The sequence below is a fragment of the Hylemonella gracilis str. Niagara R genome (genome assembly GCF_000600295.1).
In the GTDB taxonomy this organism is placed as follows: domain Bacteria; phylum Pseudomonadota; class Gammaproteobacteria; order Burkholderiales; family Burkholderiaceae_C; genus Hylemonella; species Hylemonella gracilis_A.
Genome location: NZ_JEMG01000001.1, coordinates 2,869,117 through 2,887,827, shown reverse-complemented (window position 1 = coordinate 2,887,827; position 18,711 = coordinate 2,869,117). Strand labels below are relative to the sequence as shown.

General features: G+C 63.7%; 19 protein-coding genes. 2 read left to right on the top strand and 17 right to left on the bottom strand.

The genetic code is table 11. From position 1 onward, the window contains the following. Position 1: 1 nt before the first annotated feature. From AZ34_RS13210 to epsA, 12 genes are all read right to left on the bottom strand, one after another. Entirely contained in the window at positions 2 to 1,021 is a 1,020-nt protein-coding gene (locus AZ34_RS13210; protein ID WP_035608809.1) for a glycoside hydrolase family 5 protein, read from the bottom strand. After that, on the bottom strand, positions 1,018 to 2,154 hold the full coding sequence (locus tag AZ34_RS13205; protein WP_035608807.1) for a glycosyltransferase family 4 protein: 1,137 nt from the start codon (positions 2,152 to 2,154) through the stop codon (positions 1,018 to 1,020). Before AZ34_RS13205 ends, AZ34_RS13210 begins: the two co-directional genes overlap by 4 nt. Continuing rightward, a complete protein-coding gene (locus AZ34_RS13200) occupies positions 2,151 to 3,434 on the bottom strand; it encodes a hypothetical protein (RefSeq protein WP_051509823.1) in 1,284 nt (427 codons plus the stop codon). The genes AZ34_RS13205 and AZ34_RS13200 overlap by 4 nt, the downstream gene beginning before the upstream one ends. A gap of 21 nt (positions 3,435 to 3,455) precedes the next feature. Next, entirely contained in the window at positions 3,456 to 4,133 is a 678-nt protein-coding gene (gene epsI / locus AZ34_RS13195; RefSeq protein ID WP_035608806.1) for an exosortase-associated protein EpsI, B-type, read from the bottom strand. Positions 4,134 to 4,137: 4 nt separating this feature from the next. Continuing rightward, positions 4,138 to 5,058, bottom strand: a complete 921-nt coding sequence (gene xrtB, locus AZ34_RS13190; RefSeq protein ID WP_081767214.1) for an exosortase B — start codon at positions 5,056 to 5,058, stop codon at positions 4,138 to 4,140. Further along, the gene (gene epsG, locus AZ34_RS13185) at positions 5,048 to 5,938 is read right to left on the bottom strand and encodes a chain length determinant protein tyrosine kinase EpsG (RefSeq protein WP_035608798.1); all 891 of its coding nucleotides are present in this window, start codon (positions 5,936 to 5,938) and stop codon (positions 5,048 to 5,050) included. The genes xrtB and epsG overlap by 11 nt, the downstream gene beginning before the upstream one ends. Continuing rightward, the gene (epsF, locus tag AZ34_RS13180) at positions 5,935 to 7,311 is read right to left on the bottom strand and encodes a chain length determinant protein EpsF (protein ID WP_035608794.1); all 1,377 of its coding nucleotides are present in this window, start codon (positions 7,309 to 7,311) and stop codon (positions 5,935 to 5,937) included. The genes epsG and epsF overlap by 4 nt, the downstream gene beginning before the upstream one ends. A 2-nt stretch (positions 7,312 to 7,313) precedes the next feature. Next, positions 7,314 to 8,138, bottom strand: a complete 825-nt coding sequence (epsE, locus tag AZ34_RS13175) for a polysaccharide export protein EpsE (protein ID WP_231495530.1) — start codon at positions 8,136 to 8,138, stop codon at positions 7,314 to 7,316. 64 nt (positions 8,139 to 8,202) lie between these two features. Continuing rightward, the gene (locus AZ34_RS13170; protein ID WP_035608789.1) at positions 8,203 to 9,159 is read right to left on the bottom strand and encodes an EpsD family peptidyl-prolyl cis-trans isomerase; all 957 of its coding nucleotides are present in this window, start codon (positions 9,157 to 9,159) and stop codon (positions 8,203 to 8,205) included. Between the two features lie 10 nt (positions 9,160 to 9,169). Continuing rightward, entirely contained in the window at positions 9,170 to 10,378 is a 1,209-nt protein-coding gene (gene epsL, locus AZ34_RS13165) for an XrtB/PEP-CTERM-associated polysaccharide biosynthesis outer membrane protein EpsL (RefSeq protein ID WP_081767213.1), read from the bottom strand. A 1-nt stretch (position 10,379) separates the two neighbouring features. After that, a complete protein-coding gene (locus AZ34_RS13160) occupies positions 10,380 to 11,801 on the bottom strand; it encodes an undecaprenyl-phosphate glucose phosphotransferase (RefSeq protein WP_051509822.1) in 1,422 nt (473 codons plus the stop codon). After that, positions 11,794 to 12,594 (bottom strand): XrtB/PEP-CTERM-associated transcriptional regulator EpsA, encoded by an 801-nt coding sequence (gene epsA / locus AZ34_RS13155; protein WP_331280914.1) that lies wholly within the window; start codon positions 12,592 to 12,594, stop codon positions 11,794 to 11,796. Before epsA ends, AZ34_RS13160 begins: the two co-directional genes overlap by 8 nt. 252 nt (positions 12,595 to 12,846) lie before the next feature. On the opposite strand from epsA, the gene AZ34_RS13150 reads away from it, so the two are divergent. Continuing rightward, a complete protein-coding gene (locus AZ34_RS13150; protein ID WP_231495529.1) occupies positions 12,847 to 13,953 on the top strand; it encodes a sugar phosphate nucleotidyltransferase in 1,107 nt (368 codons plus the stop codon). Positions 13,954 to 14,072: 119 nt separating this feature from the next. Here the strand turns inward: AZ34_RS13150 and AZ34_RS17670 are convergent, their stop codons facing one another. From AZ34_RS17670 to AZ34_RS13130, 4 genes are all read right to left on the bottom strand, one after another. Then, on the bottom strand, positions 14,073 to 14,729 hold the full coding sequence (locus AZ34_RS17670; RefSeq protein ID WP_051509817.1) for a hypothetical protein: 657 nt from the start codon (positions 14,727 to 14,729) through the stop codon (positions 14,073 to 14,075). Between the two features lie 144 nt (positions 14,730 to 14,873). Next, entirely contained in the window at positions 14,874 to 15,497 is a 624-nt protein-coding gene (locus AZ34_RS13140) for a Crp/Fnr family transcriptional regulator (RefSeq protein ID WP_051510173.1), read from the bottom strand. Between the two features lie 415 nt (positions 15,498 to 15,912). Continuing rightward, a complete protein-coding gene (locus tag AZ34_RS18020) occupies positions 15,913 to 16,071 on the bottom strand; it encodes a DUF3309 family protein (protein WP_035608776.1) in 159 nt (52 codons plus the stop codon). A 199-nt stretch (positions 16,072 to 16,270) separates the two neighbouring features. Further along, the gene (locus tag AZ34_RS13130) at positions 16,271 to 16,522 is read right to left on the bottom strand and encodes a hypothetical protein (protein ID WP_035608773.1); all 252 of its coding nucleotides are present in this window, start codon (positions 16,520 to 16,522) and stop codon (positions 16,271 to 16,273) included. A 237-nt stretch (positions 16,523 to 16,759) separates the two neighbouring features. On the opposite strand from AZ34_RS13130, the gene AZ34_RS13125 reads away from it, so the two are divergent. Further along, entirely contained in the window at positions 16,760 to 17,893 is a 1,134-nt protein-coding gene (locus AZ34_RS13125) for a rhomboid family intramembrane serine protease (RefSeq protein WP_197026554.1), read from the top strand. 11 nt (positions 17,894 to 17,904) lie between these two features. Here AZ34_RS13125 and murI read toward each other — a convergent pair whose 3' ends face one another. Next, entirely contained in the window at positions 17,905 to 18,708 is an 804-nt protein-coding gene (gene murI / locus AZ34_RS13120; RefSeq protein ID WP_035608770.1) for a glutamate racemase, read from the bottom strand. Positions 18,709 to 18,711: the final 3 nt, after the last annotated feature.

The window sequence follows — 18,711 nt, the reverse complement described above, 5'->3', positions numbered from 1 at the left end:
CTTATTTCCCCAGGAAGGTCCGCAGCACGGTCAACTGCGGGGCCTCGGGCCCCCGGCCCGGATGGATGGAATAAGGGTAGGTTCCCCACCAGCGCCCCGCCGACCAGTAGGTCCAGCCCAGCCAGGCATGGGTGTCTTGCATGGACTGGAGCATGGCCGTCAGCGTGAGCAGGCATTCCGCGGACGGTGGCATGCCGAACTCACCCAGAAAGAGTTTCTTGCGCTCCTGGATGGCCCATGACGTGACTCGCTCCAGAATCTGGCGCAAGTGCGTGGCGCTCAGGCAGAGGCTGCCGGTACCCGAGAAATCGGCGTCGGCGTACTGGTGCAGTTCAATGGCGTAGTTGTCCAGCGGGTCCTGGAAGGTCTGGAAGGACTCCGCGGGCGTGACGCCCTCGAATCGTTTGTGCCATTCATGCGCGCCGCTCCAGCGGCCGCTGGGCACCAGGATCAGGTTCCTGGCGCCTGCCGCGCGCAGCGCCAGCACCGTCTCCTGCGCCATGGCCGTCCACTCGGCCACGGGGATGGGGGCGGGTTCGTTCATCAGGCCCAGCGCGGTCGTGTCCGGGTCCGGGAAGGCCCGCTGCAGTTGCAGCCAGACGTTGGTCAGGGCCGACCCTGGCAAGGCGGGGCTGCCCAGCACCTGGCCGCGGTAGCTGCCAAAGTTGTGCAGGTCGAGCAGGATGCAAAGCTTCAAGGCCCTGGCGGTGGACACCACGCGCTGGAGCTCCGCCAGCTCGGTGGTGTCGAGTGGCCCGTGCGGTTCGTGCTGGATCCGTTCCCAGCGAAAGGGCAGGCGGATGATGCCCATGCCCACCTGCTGGAAGTAGCGCAGATCTTCATCCGCGGGGTAGGTGTAGTCCTTGTGCAGCGTGCCGGGCAGTTGCGTGTTGCTGAATTCCGCGCCCGAGAGGTTGACACCCCGTAGCGGCCGGGTGTCCATGCAGCCCGCGTGGCCCGTGCCCGGGCCCAGCAGCCACAGCAGACCCAGAAGACGAAGCGCCGGTCCGAGCTTGTTCATCGCTGGCCGAGCACTTCGTCGTACTGACGGGTGTAGTGATCGGAGACATCCGACCATGAATAAGCACTGGCCGCCAGGCGCGCCGCGTCCCGCGCCTTCGCATAGGTGCTCACATGCGCCTGCTGGTGCTGATGCTGCGCGATGATCTGCATGGCCTGGTCGACCGGGCTGTCGCCCGTCAACAGCAATCCGACACCGCTGGCGTCGACCACGCGACGAAACGGCGGGATGTCGCTGAGCAGAGGGATCAGGCCGGCGCTCATGCCCTCGATGGGCGCGATGCCAAAACCTTCATGGCGCGAGAGACACAGGAAGTAGCTGGCCTGGGCGATCTGCTGGCGCAGGACAGTCTCACTCGGTTGCCCGACGATGCGGACCTGGGGCCCGATGCCCCGGAGTTCGGCCTCGGCCCGCAGCGTGGGCGCGTCCAAGTCGTATTCCCGTCCCGCGATGATCAAGAGCCAGGGCGTTGTGGGCTGCAGGGCACGCAGGGCCGCCATGACATCCAGCATTTCCAGCATGCCTTTGTTGACGGACCAGCGACCAAAGTAGATCAGGGTCGGCCGCAGTTGGAGCGCGGCGTCATTCTGGAATTTCGAGATGTCGACCCCGTTCTCGATCACGCGCAGTTTTTGCTCCCCCACGATCTGGCCAAAAATCTGGCCGTCGTTTTCGCTGGTCGCGATGACCCGTCGGTAGGCCAGCGCGGACAGCCGGGTCATGCAGCGAAAGTAGACCTGCTTGAGCCTTGGGGCAAAGGGGCTGTGGAAGAAGCCCCCGTGCGTGGAGGCGACCATGGGCTTGCGGTGCACCATGTGGGTCCAGGCCAGATAATCGAAAAAGAAGTCGATGGCATGGACGTGGATCAGGTCGGCGTCGCGCAAGGCTCCAAGCACCTGCGGGCACAGGGGGTAGCGTTCGGAACCGGCATAGGGCAGGCGGTGGATGGGGATCCCGTCGAGCATGTCGGCGGTCGCCAGTCGTCTGTTGTTCCCGCGGAAGATCCGGTCCAAGGTGATCACCGAGGGCTCGTAGCGTCCTTGGTCACGCTGGTGCTTCGCAAGGTTGCGGACCACCTCTTCCATGCCGCCGATGGCGGGGAAGTACTGACGCACGATGTGGACGACTTTCATGTCGGCGTGCTCACGGCATGGAGGGGTGGCGCGAGGTCGGTCATGGGGGCTTCGGGCATGGTGTCTTTCAGGGGGCGTGCGGCACTGAGCACGCCGAACAGGAACCACATCAGGCCCGCCGTCTTCAGGGCGAAGACGGAGGTGCCGCTGACGGCGAGGTTGGCGAAGATGTAGAGCACGATCAGGATCCGGAACCGTTCGCCGCGCAGATCGCCCATGGGCAGCGTGAACATCACCAGGATCAGGACGAGGCACAGCGGGATGCCGAAACGCGAGATGACGTAGGCAAAACCCATGTCACCGAAGTTCGGCAGCGGGCCCTGCAGGCCCAGCAGCATGCGACCGTCAAAGTTCAACAGCGCCTGGCCGCTCAGGCTGATCCGGCCAAGCAGGTGGTCGCCCGTGCTGGGCCAGAAGAAGGCCAGGCCGAGCACCGCGGCGAAGATCAAAAACGGGATGAAGGGGGAGAACCTGCGCAGCATCGGCAAGGGCAGCATTCGGGCGCCGATCAGGACGACACTCAGGGTCAGTCCCAAGCGTGAATCGGACAGGGCGATCAGCAGGGCCGCGCTCAGCAACCATGCCGGGAACCGGCGCATTTCGGCGCCCGACTTGCTCAGGCCCCAGGCCAGCAGGATCACGCCAAAATTCCCGAGGGACACCGGCTCCATCATCGCGGAGGACGTGCGATGGGCGCCCAGCACGGAAGGCAGGATGGTGCGGCCGATGCCTTCGGGGCGAAAGCCGTTGAGGGTCAGCAACTGGCCCTCGAACATGGCGGCGCTTTCGCGGATGCCGCCCAGGTTGACGTAGAAGGAAAAGGTGTTGAAGAGCTGGCTGTAGGTCGTCGTGAGCAGCGCCTCGAACAGGCCCAGCGCGACCAGAAGGGTCACGATCGTTTTCAGTTGCCGGTCGGCGAACGTCACATCCGCGACCTGCCGTCCCAGGCTGAGGAAGAGGATGGGAATGAGCAGGTCCCGCAGGCCCTTGAGATCGGGACTCTGGCGGATCAGCCAGGTGAGCATGACCCAGGAAAAGACGGCAAAGGAGAAGGCGAGCGTGGACAGGGGCAGGCGTCGGACCAGGGCGCTCAGGCAGGCCAGGTAAAGCAGGGCTTCAACGCCGGCCACCAGCAGGGGGCTGACTAGGAGGCCTCGCGCGTTCAGAAAGCTCAGGACCGCCAGATAACAAACGCTGGCGATCAGGATGAAGGCAACCCAGCGTGCCGGGTAGTCCGGCGCCTCGGAGGTGGTCTGGGCGGAAGGCAAGGGCTGGTTCATGGCGCGGATGGACGGATGCGCTCAGAGACCTGCCAGCCGGAGGCGGTCATCGCGGGAGATGGCCACCATCAGTTGCGAGACGAACCGGTCCTGCAAATCAAAGGCGCGGGCGGAGACGATGTCCACGCTGGAGACCCTGAAAAGCAGTCCATCCACGGTGTAGCCGCGGACCCCATGGCGCATCTCGACCAGCTTGCGGCGCACGCTGCCCAGAACAACCTCTTCGCCCACCAGGGCCCAGTAGGTGACGGGTTCGACCCGCGCCGCGCTGAGTCGGGTTTCCAGGCGACGTACCGGGATGACGCCGTACGGTGTGTCCAACTCCGCCGTCCGGTTGCTGAGCACCTGGAAGCCCTGGGCTGGATAACAGATTTCCGGGTGGTGCAGTTGCTGGCTGCCGCGTTGAGTCTTGCCGTAGACCATGGACAGCATGACACGATAACCCTGGCGGTTGGCGTAGGTGCGCGAGAGCGTCTGGCTGTAGAGATTTTCCAGGGATTGCTGCAGTTGCGGGTCAATGATCTGGGCCGTGGCGTTCGGTAATTCGACCCACTCGCCGAATGCGGCGGGCACCATGGATGCCAGATCCATGGCTGGGCGGGTGTCCGCCAGCAACTGGCGGGGATGCATCCAGAACGTCAGGGCGGCTGTGCTGAGCATGAGTCCCAGCAGGGTCAGATTTCGGATCGGGCGTTGCATGGCATCAATCCCTTGCGGCGTTCCGCCGGCGCTTGTGCCGCCATGCGACGCCCTGCTGCAACACCGTGTCGGCCAGCAGGATGAGCATCAGCGCGCTGAGGAAGAGCACCATGCCGGCGAAACCATGCAGGAAACCCTGGCCGGCGTCATCGCCGAAATGGAAGGTGATCAGGCTGAGGGTGATCACGCGGATGACGTTGGCCGTGAACGAGATGGGAATGATCAGCAACGCCAGGGTGATGTTGCGGAACGCCGAGTTGTGCCGGACCAGGTTCAGGTACAGCAGGCCCAGCGCTTCCAGGGTCAGCAGCGTGTGCAGACCCGCGCAGGCATCGGCGACCAGCATCTTGTACTGGCCGATCTGGAGGATGATGCCGCTGCGCCCGATCGGATAACCGACCCAGAAAAGCACGCTTTCGGCGACGTAGGACACGGCCATCTTCATGGGCATGGTCACCGTGTCCACCACGACGGCGGGCAGGGGAACCATGAACAGCATGAAAAAAAGCGCGAACCACTGGACCTTGAGCGCCGCGCCACCGCGTAGCAGCAGCAAGAGGCCGGCCAGCAGCCAGATGAAGGAACCGATCTCGAAAAAGAGGATGTCCTGGGACCGCCCCAGCGCATAGAGCAGCAGACCAAAGACCAGAACTGGCCACCCCCAGGGGCTGGCGCCCTGGCCGAGGGCCATTTCCTCCATGCGCGGCCAGTTCCGGTACATCAGCCACAGCGAAATGCTCAGCACGATCGGTCCGTGCATTTGCGCATCGGTGCTCCACACGCCCCGCAGCAGGTCGACCAGGCTGGGCACGTACAGCAAGGCCAATCCGCTGAGCAGGGGCAGCCACAGGCGCAAGCCCTGGTCCCACAGGGGCAAGGGCGTGGCCTGGGGCCTCGCGTGGGATGTGGAGGGGTCAGGCGTCATTGAGCACCGCTCCCACCAGGGCCACGTCGTCGTCGCGCAGTCGGCGCGCCAGCAGGGCCGCGTCGGGCAGCAGGCTCTGGTTGCGACGCGTGACCATCATGGCGGCGCCCGCCCGCGAGGCGATGATCTCCGCGTCGGCGTACTGCATGCCGCTGGGCGTGTCGATCAGGATGACATCGAAGGCATCGCTCACATCCGTCAGGAGCCGTGGGAAACTCATGCGGCCCAGCAGCTCCTGCGGATTCGGCGGGATGGCGCCGGCCGGCAGGACGACCAGGCCCGGCAGGCCGGGCACGGCCTGGGCCACTTCCATGCCCGCGCGGCCGGCCAGGATGGCCGACAGCCCCGTGCCGCCGGTCAGCTTGAAGAGGGCGTGCTGGCCTCGTGCCCGAGGTGAACGTAGATCGCCATCGATCAGCAGGGTGCGCTCGCCATGCTGCGCGAAGACGATCGCCAGGTTGGCGGCGATGAAGCTGCGGCCATCGCCTTGCCCCGGGCTGACCACCGCCAGCACCTTGCGCTGGGCGTCGTTGTTGAACCAGCGCAGCATGAGTTGGCTGCGCACGGCGCGGAGGTTCTCGCCGGCCTGGCTGAAGGGCTGGTAGGCGGCGATCAGGTCGGCGCTGAGGCTGGTGTCCTTGTCGATCAGGTAAGGGTAGTCGAATTGCTTGGACAGGGCGAATTCAATGTCGCTTCGGGAGATCACCTTGAGTTCAAGGGCCACTTCACCAAAGGGGCGCTGGTCGAGCTTCTGCCGGTTGATGACGCGCGCGGCGTCCTGCGGGCTGAGGCGACCGTGCGCCACCAGTATCTCGCCGATTCTTCTTTCCTCGCCCTGAGGCGGGTTCGGCTGGCCATAGATCAAGGCGGGCAGGTTCATGCGCGTGCTCCAGTGGGGGTGTAGGGCAGCCGGCCGGAGGCGGCGCTGACCGAGCCGAGCAGGGGCATCTTCAACAGCTCCAGAAGATCGTCCGTGGTTCGGACGCGGCGGTTGGCGAGTTCCAGCATGAGCGCGACGGCAACGCCCAGCAAGATGCCCAGGAAGATGGAGACGATGGTGTTGATCAGGAGCCGGGGCTTGGACGGCGCGTTGGGGGCCACGGCCGAATTGAGCACGGAGATATTGGTCTGGGTGGCGCGGCTTTCGATGTTCGTCTGCGATGCCCGCAGGCTCACCATCTCGAAGGCACGCTGGGCGGACTCGATGTCACGCCGCAGCACGTTCAGCTCGTCACGCTGCTTGTTCAGGATCAGCACACGCGACTTTTGCGTGGCCAGCGCACCCTGCAACTCGTGCTCGCGTCTTTTGCCGACCTGGTAGGTCGTTTCGATGGAGGCGCTAATTTTTTTCGTCTCCGCATCCAGCTGGGCCTTGAGCGAGTTGAGCTCGGACTCAGCGCGCAAGGTCTGCGGATGGTTGCTACCGAGGTTCACGCTGCTTTCCGAGATCCTGGATTGCATGCGCGCAATGTCCGCCTTCATGCCGTTGATGAGGGGGCTCTGCATGACCTCGGCCACCGTGTCCGACTGGGCCTGGGCACGCTTGCTCTGGCTGTCCGTGGTCATCCCTTGCACGCCCGTGAGCTGGCTGGAGGTTTCGTTCAGCTTGGATGTCTCGAAATCAACGCGCTCGTCCGCCGAGGTGATGCCGTTGCTCTGCAGGTAGCTCGACAACGCTTTCTGCGCGGTTTCGAGTTTCTCGCGCGCGGCCTGTGTCTGCTCGCTGAAGAAGGCGGCGTACTGGCGGGCCGGGGCCAGGCGCAAGTCCAGGTTCACGTCGATGTAGGCCTGCGCAAAAGCGTTGGCGACGGCGGCCGCGAAATCCGGGTCGGTGCCCGTGTAGTTGATGTTGATGACATTGCTCTCGCGCGCGGGCTTCACGTCGAGCTTGTTCTGCAGCAGGGAGGCCAGCCAGTCGCTCAACTGGCCCTTGCCCTGCGTGTTGGACAGCCACTGCTGCCTCACCGCCGTTCCCTCATCCAGGTGCAGCAGCTTGACGACGGCCTTGGCGACCCGGTCGCTGTTGATGATGTCGATCTGGGTCGCCATGTAACCCGGTGCCACCATGCCCTGGAGGACAAGACCGCTGACCGGGTCCGGCGATTTGACATCGAGCACCAAGGCCGCGCTGGCGGTGTATTGCCGTGCCATCCACAGACTGGCCAGGACGGTGATGGCCACCGTGGCCAGCAGCACCAGCAAGGCAACGCGCCAGCGCGCGCGCAGGATCAGGAAAAATTGTTGGATGTTCATGATCAGAAGATGCTTTCCTTGATGAACAGGACGTCGTTGGGCATCACCAGATCCGTCAGCGCTGGCTCGATCTCCTGGATTTTTCCGTCGGGGAACTTGCGATGCAGCCGCAAGCGGCGTTCACTGCCTCGGCTGGTGACGCCGCCGCCTTGCGCAAGCGCCTGCATGATCGTCATGTCGCGTTCAATGCGGTAGGCGCCCGATTTCTGCGCTTCGCCGTAGATGTAGAAGACCGATGCGCGGTGCACGTAGATCGTGTCGCCGCCCTGCAGCACGATGTTGGTGTCACGGCTCTCGTCGATGAAGATCGAGGGGATGTCGATGGTCTTGGAAAAAGGCTTGCCGTTGCGCTGACCCGTCACGATGACGGTGTCATCGCCCGTGGCCATGGCCCCGCCCGCGCTGGCCAGCATGTCACTGACCCGGGTGTTCACGGTCTCCAGCGGAAACCGCCCCGGACGCACCACCTGCCCCAGCACCGAGACCTGGTTGCCGCGGATCTGCAGCAACGTCAGGTTGACCTGCGGTTTCTTCAGGAAACCACCGCCCTGCAAGGCATCGGCGATCTTTTTCTCCGCCTGCGAGATGGAGAGTCCCCCCACTTGCAGCGAGCCGATCAGCGGGTAGGTGATGAAGCCATTTTCGGAGACCCGGGTTTCCAGCGTCAGGTCCGGGTTCAGGAAGACCTGGATCCGGATCGTGTCGCCCGCCCCCAAGGGATAGTCGGGTAGGGTCAGGGCCCACGAGGCCCGGGCGGCGAAGAAGAGGAGCAGACCGGCGATGACGGCGACCATGCCTGGGTGGATCCTGGACGTGCGGTTGATCATGGCGATGACCTCCATGGGGCGGGTGGTGATAAGGGATGTGCGCTTGACCCTGTTGACGACCGTCTCACTTGAGTCCGGCAACGCCCTTGTCGAGGGCTGTGCGAGGGGTCTCGGTGCTGGCGCTGGGGCGTTGCTCAGGGAGGGACGGTGGCTGCTCGGTCGCCGCGGGTTGTGAAAATTCGCCCACGTAGACCACCTTGGTGGACGAGCGCAGTTCCTGCAGATCGCGTGTCACGGCCTCAGTGATGCGTTGATTGCTCAGGAACTGGGCGATGCGTGGAAAGGCGACGGTTTCGCTGACGGGAATGGACTGGGAGGCCAGCAGTTGCAACAGCGTCAGCGTGCTCTCCGAGGTCAGAACGATGGCCTGGCCATCCGTCATGGCGTGGATGGCGGGCAGGATGTCCAGGGGGATCTGCTCGGCCGAGCGCGTGGCGCTGCCGCCGGTGTGGGGAATGTTGCGGGCCTTGAGCCAGGCCGAGGCCACTTCCACCGGTTTGTCAATTTTCGTGAAAGCTGCGAGCTGTTCGGCCAATCCTGGCGTGGGCGCGGTCACGATCTCCTGCACCCTGAACACGCGGCGCCGTGAGAAGAGCTGCGGGTGCGTGTTGAAATAGGCCCGAATCTCCTCATCGGTCGGCGGGGGAATGTTGCTGGTGACCTGCCGCAGATAGGCGCTGGCCAGAATCTCCCGGCGCGAGGCCTCGAGCTGCGTCACGACCTCGGGCGTGCGGTTGAGCTTTTTTTCCAGCGCCTGGGTGACGGCGATCTGCTGGTCGATCAGCCTTTCCAGGATGGCGCGCCCCATCAGCGAGATTTCCTGTGGTGACGCGTTGCGGGTGTTTGTCTGGCTCAGGATCTGGTTGATCTGATGGACTGAAATCTCATCGGAACCCACCTTGGCCGCGACCTGGGATGCGGCCTTGGGTGTGTCCTTGTCGCCGCAGGCCGATAAGCCTGCCAGGCTGGCGCAGCAGAGCGTGGCCAGCAGAAAACGGAATCGGAGTGCTTGTGGCTGCATGGTGGTTCCCCTAGAAGCTGTATTGGGCGGACAACGAGGCCATGTCGCTCACGTAGTCCAGGCCAGCGATGCTGGAGTTGCGGGTCTGTCTTTGCAGCGAGGCCATGAGCGTCCATGGCTCGCGCGGGTGCCAGTTGAAGAACAGGGTGGTGTCCTGCCCGGTGTCTTTTCGGCCGTTCGGGCTGCCTCCGGGCGGGGCATCCCGGAAATCGACCTGTGTCCAGGTCTGGCGCAGGCCCAGCTCGGTCTTGACGCTCATCAGCCAGACGGGGCTCAGGGTGATGCGGTTCGTTTCGCTGTAATTCGAGTAGCTGGTCGCGTAGGCGCCCAGTTCACGCGCATACGACATGGCCAGCGTCGTCTTGCCCGAGAGGGCCCAGTGGAGCGAGGCGCCGGCATTGAGTCCGCTGAAGTCGCGCTGCGGAAAGTGGGGGTGTTCGCGGACGAAGTAGCTGAGGAAAGCGTCGAGCTGTGAGGCTGATCCCATCACCCCATGGAAACGCAGTTCGTTGTCCGTCTGGGTGTAGCGGCTGTCCAGCAGGGCCTGGGTTGAGAGGGTGCGGTTGAGGTAGCGTCCCTCCGAGGCGATCAGGCTGTAGCTGAGGGTGCTGCCCGAGGCATGGACGCGGCGCAAGCCGATCTCGGCTGATTGGCTGCTGAAATCCCCGCCCGCGACCAGCGCCTGCTGGTTGGACTGGCGGGTCCGGGCGATGCCGGCCAGCAGACGCCAGGGCCCGTCGATTTCATAGGCGATGTCGAACTGCGTGCGGGTGTCGAGGCGCTGATTGCGGGAGGAATAGCCCTGGTAGTCGGTATAGCTGTTGAGGGTCTCCGTGCGGTCCGAGCTCAGGCTGCCGGTGAGTCGGGGGGTGAGCGCCCAGAGCCAGGTCAGGTCGTAGTTCGTGCCGGTGAAATCCAGGTGACTGAATGTTTTGTATCTGTAGTCCACCACGCTGGCTTCCAGCTTCAGGCTCTGCAGCCCCTGCCGGGTCAGGACCTTGAGGCCCAGGCTCGTGCTGTCGATCCGATCCGAAGCACTGCGGGTTCCGAGCAGGGCCATCGTGTCGGCATCCTCGGGAAGACGGAACAGATTGCTGTCCGTCTGAACGGCGTAGCCCAGCGTGAACCGGAGCTTCTTTTCCTCCTCGGCCGCGACGGGTGTCATCACCAGCAGAGCCCAGGCCATCGCGAGCGGAATCCGGCGGGTGCTGGTTTTCATGTCAGTAGGCCTTCTGGTCTTGCAAGACCAGGCGGACTGTCTTGAGGATGATGAGGACGTCCAGCAGCAGGGACCAGTTGCGCAGGTAGTCCAGATCGAAATCGACCCGCCCCTGCATCTTCTCCAGCGTGTCGGTCTCGCCGCGGTAGCCGTTGATCTGGGCCCAGCCCGTGATGCCGGGCTTGACCTTGTGGCGCACCATGTAGCCCTTGATCAGCTTGCGGTACAGCTCGTTGTGCGCCACCGCGTGGGGGCGCGGGCCCACGATGCTCATACGCCCCTGCAGCACGTTGATGAACTGGGGTAGTTCATCCAGCGAGGTTTTCCTCAGGAAGGCACCGGTTCTGGTGATGCGTGGATCGTTCTTGCGTGCCTGCGCGATCGTGCCGCCATCCTCGGTGACGGTCATTGAACGGAATTTGTAGACCACGATCTCTTCGCCATCGAGGCCGTAACGCCGCTGCCGGAAGATCACCGGGCCGGGCGAGTTCCACTTGATGGCGATGGCAATCGCGGCAAGCAGTGGCAGGATCAGCAGCAGGATGAGCGACGCGAAGAGGATGTCGCTGCTGCGCTTGACGAAGCCATGGAAGCCCGTAAACGGGGTCTCGCAGACCGAGATCACCGTCATGCCGCAGACCGTGTCCGTATGCGCCTGAATCAGGTCCGTGACGAACATGTCGGGCACGAAATAGATGGACACCGTGGTGTCCTTGAGCGCATCCAGAATCTGCAGGATGCGTGGCTGCGAGGCCATGGGCAAGGACAGGTAGATCCGCTGGATGTGCCTGGACTGCACCAGTCCGGCCAGACCATCCAGGGTGCCCAGCACCAGCTGAGTGGACTCGGGCCGCAGCCGCTCGACGCCGCGGCTGTCCACGAACCCCGCGAGTTCGATCCTGGAGTAGCGCGAGCGCTTGATCTTTTCCGCGAAATCCAGGCCTTGCGCATTCATGCCCACGATCAGGGCGCGTTGCGGGGGGCCTTGCAATCGCAGCACCGCCGGGGCCACGATCCGCAGCGCCATGCTGGCCATCAGCTCGGTCAGCGGGGCCGCCCAGGCCCATGTCCAGAGCGCGCTCCACGAATACTCCCGGATATAGCCCGTGGCGTAACCGGTGAGCATCAGCAGGCCGAAGATCCAGAGCCAATGCAGACCGATGTCGATCAGCAGCTGCCGGGGCGTGGATTGCAGACGCGCTTGTCCAGGAAAGTTCAGCGCAAAGACCAGAACGGACAGGATCAGGTAAGGCGCGGAAAGCGTTCCTTCCACGTACCAGCAGACCAGCCAGAGCGAGAAGATCAGGGCGAAGGGCGAGAGCAGGGACTCCACCACGCTGAGCAGGTTGTCTCGGCCCAGCGCCGCGTGCTGCAGCGGCCGGCGCAAGGTCGCGGATGCCATCTGTGCATGGGTCTCAGACATCGCTGGTCAACTTGGCAACGGCTTGCGCGCGGTTGCTGACGTTCATCTTCTTGAAGATGCGTTGCAGATGGTTCTTCACGGTGAACAGGCTGAGGCCGAGGATGCTGCCGATCTCCGAATTCGTCTTGCCCATGGCCACCCATTCCACAATTTCCACCTCGCGCCCGGTCAAGGCGTTCTCGCGCATGAACTTCGGGTCGATGAGCTGGCTGTACAGCTGAGGCGCGCGAAGCTGTTGCGCCTGGTGCTCGATCTGGCACATGGCGTGATCCAGATAGGGCAGCACCAGCTCAAAGGCTTCGCAGTGCGGAGCATCGAAGCGGCCGTCGGAGCGGAAGGTCACGTAGAGCGAGCAGGAGAGGCCCTGTGCGTCCCGGGTGCCGTGCACCATGGCCGAGCGCATCCCTTTCAAGGACTCCGCCAAGGCGCAGCGGACGCCACTTTTCTCCAGCAGGAAACCGCGTTCTCCGGCGTGGAGCGCGTAGGCCTTGCGACCGATCTGCTCCCAGCGGTTCATGAATCGGCGCAGCATCGGGTCCATGGTCCAGATGGCGAGGTTGCCATGCGGCAGGTCGTCCATGACGTCGACGACGTCATGCTCCAGCTCCGTGCCGCCAAAGTCGCCCCAGGCGCGCACCAACAGGTCGTGCGGCAGGTAGTGCTGCATGTCGCCCCTGAGCCAGTCCTGCACGTCATCGCGGTCGGGCAACGTCAGGCAGCGGCTGAGAACACCGTGAAAGCGGAGCAGTTCCTCCGGGGTCCGGGAGGAGAAGAAATCAGTGGATGTCCGCACATCCAACGGGGCGACCGGTGCTTGCACGAGGCCTGGATGGTGTGGGTTGTGCGACAAGGGGTGGCTCTTGGGTGGGTGTTCAGCGAAGAGGCATCGTATGGAGCTTTGATCGGTTTCGTACAGAGTCCGTTCGGCTTGCGTTTATGTCCTCTAGCGCACAGACGGGCAGTCCGCGCATGCCAAGACTCCCGGTTTCACAGCAATTGCATCCGCGACCGCTGTCGGCGCGATGAGCATGCAAGGTCGGGAGAAATGATGACGAAGGGAATGATTCTGGCGGCCGGGCAGGGAACGCGGGTACGCCCGCTCACCCATGACCTGCCCAAGCCGATGGTGCCCATCCTGGGCAAGCCCGTCCTGGAGTACCTCATCGTGCATCTGGCGCGGCATGGGGTGCATGAAATCATGGTGAACGTGGCGTACCACCACCAGAAGATCGAGGAGTACTTTGGTGATGGAAGCCGTTGGGGTGTTGAAATCGGCTACTCCTACGAAGGCCGACGCGAGCACGGCGACATTCTTCCGAGTCCGCGCGGTTCCGCGGGTGGCATGCGGCGCATCCAGGATTTCAGCGGGTTCTTCGACCAGACCACCCTGGTGTTGTGCGCGGATGCCTTGATCGACCTGGACATCACGGCGGCGTTGGCGGAGCATCGGCGCAAGCAGGCCATGGCCAGCGTGGTGGCGCTGCAGGTTCCGCGCGACGAAGCGCAGTCCTATGGCATGGTGGTGTCCGATGCACAGGGGCGGATCACCGCGTTCCAGGAGAAACCTCTGCCGGTGGACGCCCAGTCCACCTTGGCCAGCACTGGCATCTACATCTTCGAGCCCGAGGTGCTGGACCTCGTTCCATCCGACGCGGTGTACGACATCGGCTCGCAGCTGTTTCCCGCCCTGGTGGCGGAGCAGCGGCCGTTTTATGTGCAGAGCCAGGCCTTTAACTGGATCGACATCGGCCGGGTGAGCGACTACTGGCGGGTCTTGCAGCGGGTCCTGACCGGGGCCATTCCCAGCATGAAGATGCCGGGGCGCGAGCTCAGGCCCGGTGTATGGGTCGGGCTCAATGTCTGCGTTCCCTGGGACCAGGTGACGATCGTCGGCCCGGTGTACATCGGCTCGGGCACTCGCATCGAGCCTGGTGTCACCATCATCGGGCCGGCCTGGATCGGTCATGGCTGCATCCTCAGGTCCGGCTCTCGCCTGACCCGCAGTGTTCTTTTTGAGCACACCCGGATTGCCGCCAACATGGATTTCTGCGAAATGATCGTGTCGCGCCAGTACTGTGTGGACCGGCATGGCCACACGGTGTACCGTGACGACGACACCACGCCCCTGCGCTGGGGTGACGCACGCGCGTGAGGGCTTCTCGCGATGGCGCGCTGCCGCGCGTGATTCCCACATGCCCCAACAGTTCAAGGGAAACAGGAAAACCCCGCCTTGAGGGGCGGGGTTGACTTCAAGCCGGATACAGAAGGGTTTCAACCTTGCTTCGACTTGCGGCGGCGGATGATGGTGCCCACCATGCCCAGGCCGGCCAGCAGCATGGCGTAGCTTTCGAGTTCGGGAACCGGCGCGGCCACGCCAAAACCCTGCGCGTTGTCGCCCATCCCGTTGAGCAGGCCGAAGTTGCCTGCCGTGTATTCGCGGGCATCGGTCCGGATGATCTGCGTGAAGCTCGTCAGACCCGGGTTGATCGGCGACAGGCTGTTGGGCACGAAGCTGAAGCCGATGACGCCGGCCGTGGTGCGGTCAGCGTAGTCGGACTCTTCCGTTCCGGTGACGAAGATGTCGAAGGCGGCACCGGTCTGGTACACGTTCACGATGCCGACATTCAGCGCGGTGAAATCCGAACCCGTGAAGCGTTCGACGCCGTGCGTGGAGGTGTCATCGTTGGTGAACTGGTAGTAGAAATCCAGACCCGTGCCGGTGTCATAGACGGCCGTGCGTGCGATGCCGCTGTAGCTGGCGTTGCTGATGACGGTGATGGCCGAATCCAGCAGGGTGCCGCCAAAAGAGCCCGCCACCACATCGACGTTGGGCGTGATCACGCCGCTCATCAGCGCCGTGGCCTGGGCGCCACTCGCGGCCGCCGCCACCGCCAGAACCAGCGCCGTCTTTTTCAGATTGAACTTCATTAAAAACTCCTTGGTGTATCGATTGAAGAAGAGCAAGAACTTTCCACATCCATTGCTCTGGTTCATGGTATTTTTTGTTGGCAAGGTGTTCTGTGCGGTGGAAGACGCTTGATCTGTTCGACTTGGTGCTGATCTTGGGGCGCGTCAGGCCGGTATCAATTTCGAGAACAGACGGTCATATTCGTTCTTGACGACCTGATAGCACTCGCAGGAACGTTGCTCCAGTCCCGGACGATCCAGAACGGTGATGTGACCGCGGGCGTATCGGATGAGTCCTGCTCTCTGGAGCTTCAGTGCCGCTTCCGTCACGCCTTCGCGTCGCACCCCGAGCATGTTGGAAATCAACTCCTGGGTCATGACGAGATCGTTGCCCTTGAGACGATCCAGGCTGAGCAGCAGCCAGCGGCACAGTTGCTGATCCAGGGTGTGATGGCGGTTGCAGACGGCGGTCTGGCACATCTGCGTGATGAGCGCCTGGGTGTTGCGCAACAGCATGTGCATCATCGGTCCGGAGCGGGCGAACTCCTCCCTGAGGATGCGGGCGTTCAGGCGATAGCCCAGGCCGGCGCTCTGCACCACGGACCGGCAGAGCGTGGAGTTTCCGCCCATGAACAGCGCCATGCCGACCATGCCTTCATTCCCGACGACGGCGATCTCCGCCGAAGCTCCATCTTCCGTGACATACAGCAGGGAGACGATCGACGTGGTGGGGAAATAGGCGTGACTGGGCGTTCTCCCTGATTCACACAACACCATGCCCAGCGGCATCGCAAACGCCTCAATGTCCTTGCCGATGCGCTCCAGCTCGCCGGCTTGCAAGGCGTCCAGAACCTGGTTCTTGTGAAAGTCTTGAAGATGGATGGGTGTTGTTGTAATTTTGGAGCTCCTGGATGTTGTTGATTCAGGGTTTGATGGCGAGACTCATGCCCGCTGGCCTGCAAGTGAGGTGGCGGATGAGATCAGGTCCGAGGCAAGCGTGATCAGCCATGGAGTGTCTGGAACATCCATGTGAGCACCAGCAGCCACAGCGCGATCAGCGCCAGGGCGACTCCGTAGAAGATGGAAAAGCGGGTACCTCCGACACTAGGCAAGACGGTGGGGCGGGGAATGGCCAGCGCTCGAAATTCACGATGGGCCTGCGGGCGCAGCGCCGGCAACGGCGTGGGGTGCGAGCGCCCCTTTTTCACAGCCGTCCCGTCAAGACCAGAATCAGGATCACCAGGACGATCGTGCCCAGTGCTCCGCTGGGTCCGTAGCCCCAGCTGCGGCTGTGCGACCAGGTTGGCAGCGCGCCTACCAGCATGAGGATCAGGATGATGATCAGCAAAGTTCCAAGACTCATGTGATGCACCTCAGAAGATGTGGGAGTCAAGGCTATCGTTGTTCCTTACACATATCGGTGCGCTAGCGCACATATGCGGATCAACTCATCGGATGAGCGCTCCGATCCGCGTGGGGCTTGGATCTAGGTGTGCAAAAAGAATGGCGGCAAGCCCACCGCTTGCCGCCACGTTTCCCGAGCTGGAAGTGGGGGAGGCTGCTTACTTTTTACGCGGCGCGTCCGTGTGACTGTTCGGCTGCAGTCGCTGGATATGCTCGTTGGCATGGGCCAGGTGTTCCGCGGCTTTTTGCGCGTGGCGGGTGGCGGCTTGATGGTCACCCCCCTCCAGCTGCTTGGCCGTGTCATGGTGGCTCTTGGACGCCAGGTCCAGATGTTGTGCCGCTCTCAGGTGCAGGTCCTTGTTGCCCACGTTCTTGCCTATCTCCGGGGTGGCTTTCTGATCGAGTGTCATGTGCTTGTCCTAAGGTGTTGATGGTCTTTCTAAGATGCGAGTCAGGCAGTCCGACTCGCAGCGAATTCTCAAAGCCTCATGCCTCTGCGTCTGTGCGCGAGGGCACCTCCGGAGCCTGGCCGCGTGGTGCATCGCCCGACTACAGGTCCCGCGCATGCAGGCATGATGGGGTACCGGCGCTGACAGCCGCTACCTGAGTTCCTCAGTTGCGTTCAGCCCTAGCCCATGGTGTCTTCCGTGAATCAGCCTCGCCCTCTGGCTCTGACCGATCTGATGCGTCCGCACCCTCGCGGCATGCCGGTGACGCTCGTGCTGCTGACCTTGAACGGCGTCGTGTTCGCGCTCATGCTGGCCTCGGGGGGAGGCTTGCTGCACGCGGTCAACGAGGTGTCGCTGGCGTGGGGCGCCGGCTTCGGACCGGCCACGCAGGACCACCAGTGGTGGCGCCTGTTCACGGCCATGTTCGTGCATTTCGGGGTGATGCATCTGGCGCTGAACCTGTGGGCGCTCTGGGACATCGGTCGTGTGGTCGAGCGCGCCTATGGTTCCCTGCGCATCGGGGGGATATATGTGGTCAGCGGTCTGGTCGGCAACCTGGCGTCCCTGGTGGTTCAAGGCAATCAGGCGGTCTCAGGTGGCGCCTCGGGGGCCATCTTCGGTTTGTATGGTGCCCTCGTCGTTTTCCTGTGGCGCGAGCGCAGGCTGATCGAGCGGCGCGAATTTCGCTGGGTCATGGGGGCCTCCGCTCTGTTTCCCTTGCTGATGCTGGTGTTTGGCCTATGGATCCCCGAGATCGACAACGCCGCGCATGCCGGTGGCCTGCTCGCCGGTGCCTTGCTGGGCTGCGGGACCGCGCCCCGCTGGGACCCGGGTCGATCGACGCCGGCTTACCCGCCCTGGTGGTCCGGTCTGTTGCTCACCGCCGGTGTGCTGGCGCTGCTGCTGTGTATGCCTGACCCTCCTTACCGTTTTGGCGAAGAGGTGCAGGCGCGAGCGGCCATCCAGAGGTTTCTTCAAGAGGAGCGAAAGATCCACCAGCGCTGGGATGTGCTGATGGACTTCAGGCAAGGAGAGCAGTTGTCTTTCGACCAGATGGCGGAGCAGGTGGATCGGCAGATCACGGCTGCCTACCAGCAGAGTTTCGCGCAGCTGTCCGCGGTCCAACCCGTCTCGGCCGTGCCGTCCCAACAAGCCTTGAGTGAGCTGCAGGCCTATGCCGCCTTGCGCTCGGAGGCAGCCAGCAAGTTGGCCGAGGGCCTGCGAGCGCACGACCAGGAAAAAATCGACCAGGCCATGATGCAGGCGAGAAACGCCGCCGCCCAGGCCCGCAAGTCTCCAGCCCAGGCCTTGCCAGCGCCGGTTTCTCCCTAGGGCAAGGGAACTCAGATTTCCAGGGTGCTCACCAGCGCGTCGGCTTGTGACCAGCGTTGCACGGCGGATTGCAGCGCTTCCTTGCGGCCCGTGGTGTAGTAGCGGGTTTCCGATTTTCCTTCAGTGGCGATGTGCGGCAGCACGCGCCGCGTCTGGCGGGCCACGGGGGCGCCGCTTTCGATCAAGGTCACATCCGCGCCGAGCAAGGCCTGCAGACGGTCGGCCACCAGCGGGTAATGGGTGCAACCCAGCACCACGGTGTCGATCAGGCCGGGCGCGCTGCCGCAAGGCCCGAGCGCCGCGCAGTATTGCGCGGACAGCGTGGTGATGCGGTCTTCGTCCTGCCGCTCGATGGCGCCAGCCAGGCCATCACAGGGTTGCAGGATGAACTCGGTCTGCTGCGCCAGGCCCGCATGCAGCACCCTGAACTTTTCGCTCTGCAACGTACCGCGCGTGGCCAGCACGCCCACGCGGCGGTTGCGGCTGTGCTGCGCCGCGGGCTTGATGGCTGGCTCCAGGCCCACCAGGGGCAGTTGGGGATGATCAACACGCAGCAGGTGGATGGCGATCGCGGTGGCCGTGTTGCAGGCCACCACCAGCGCCTGGATCCCATGGTGCATGATCAGGTAATCGACAGCGGCCATCGTGCGGTCGATGATGTGCTGAGGCTCACGTTCCCCGTAGGGCGCATGGCCGCTGTCGGCGAGATAGACGTAGCGCTGATGCGGCAGCTCGGCCTGCAGCGCCTTGAGCACGCTCAAGCCGCCGATGCCGCTGTCGAAGACGCCGATCGGGGCTGTTTCAGGCGCGGTCATGAA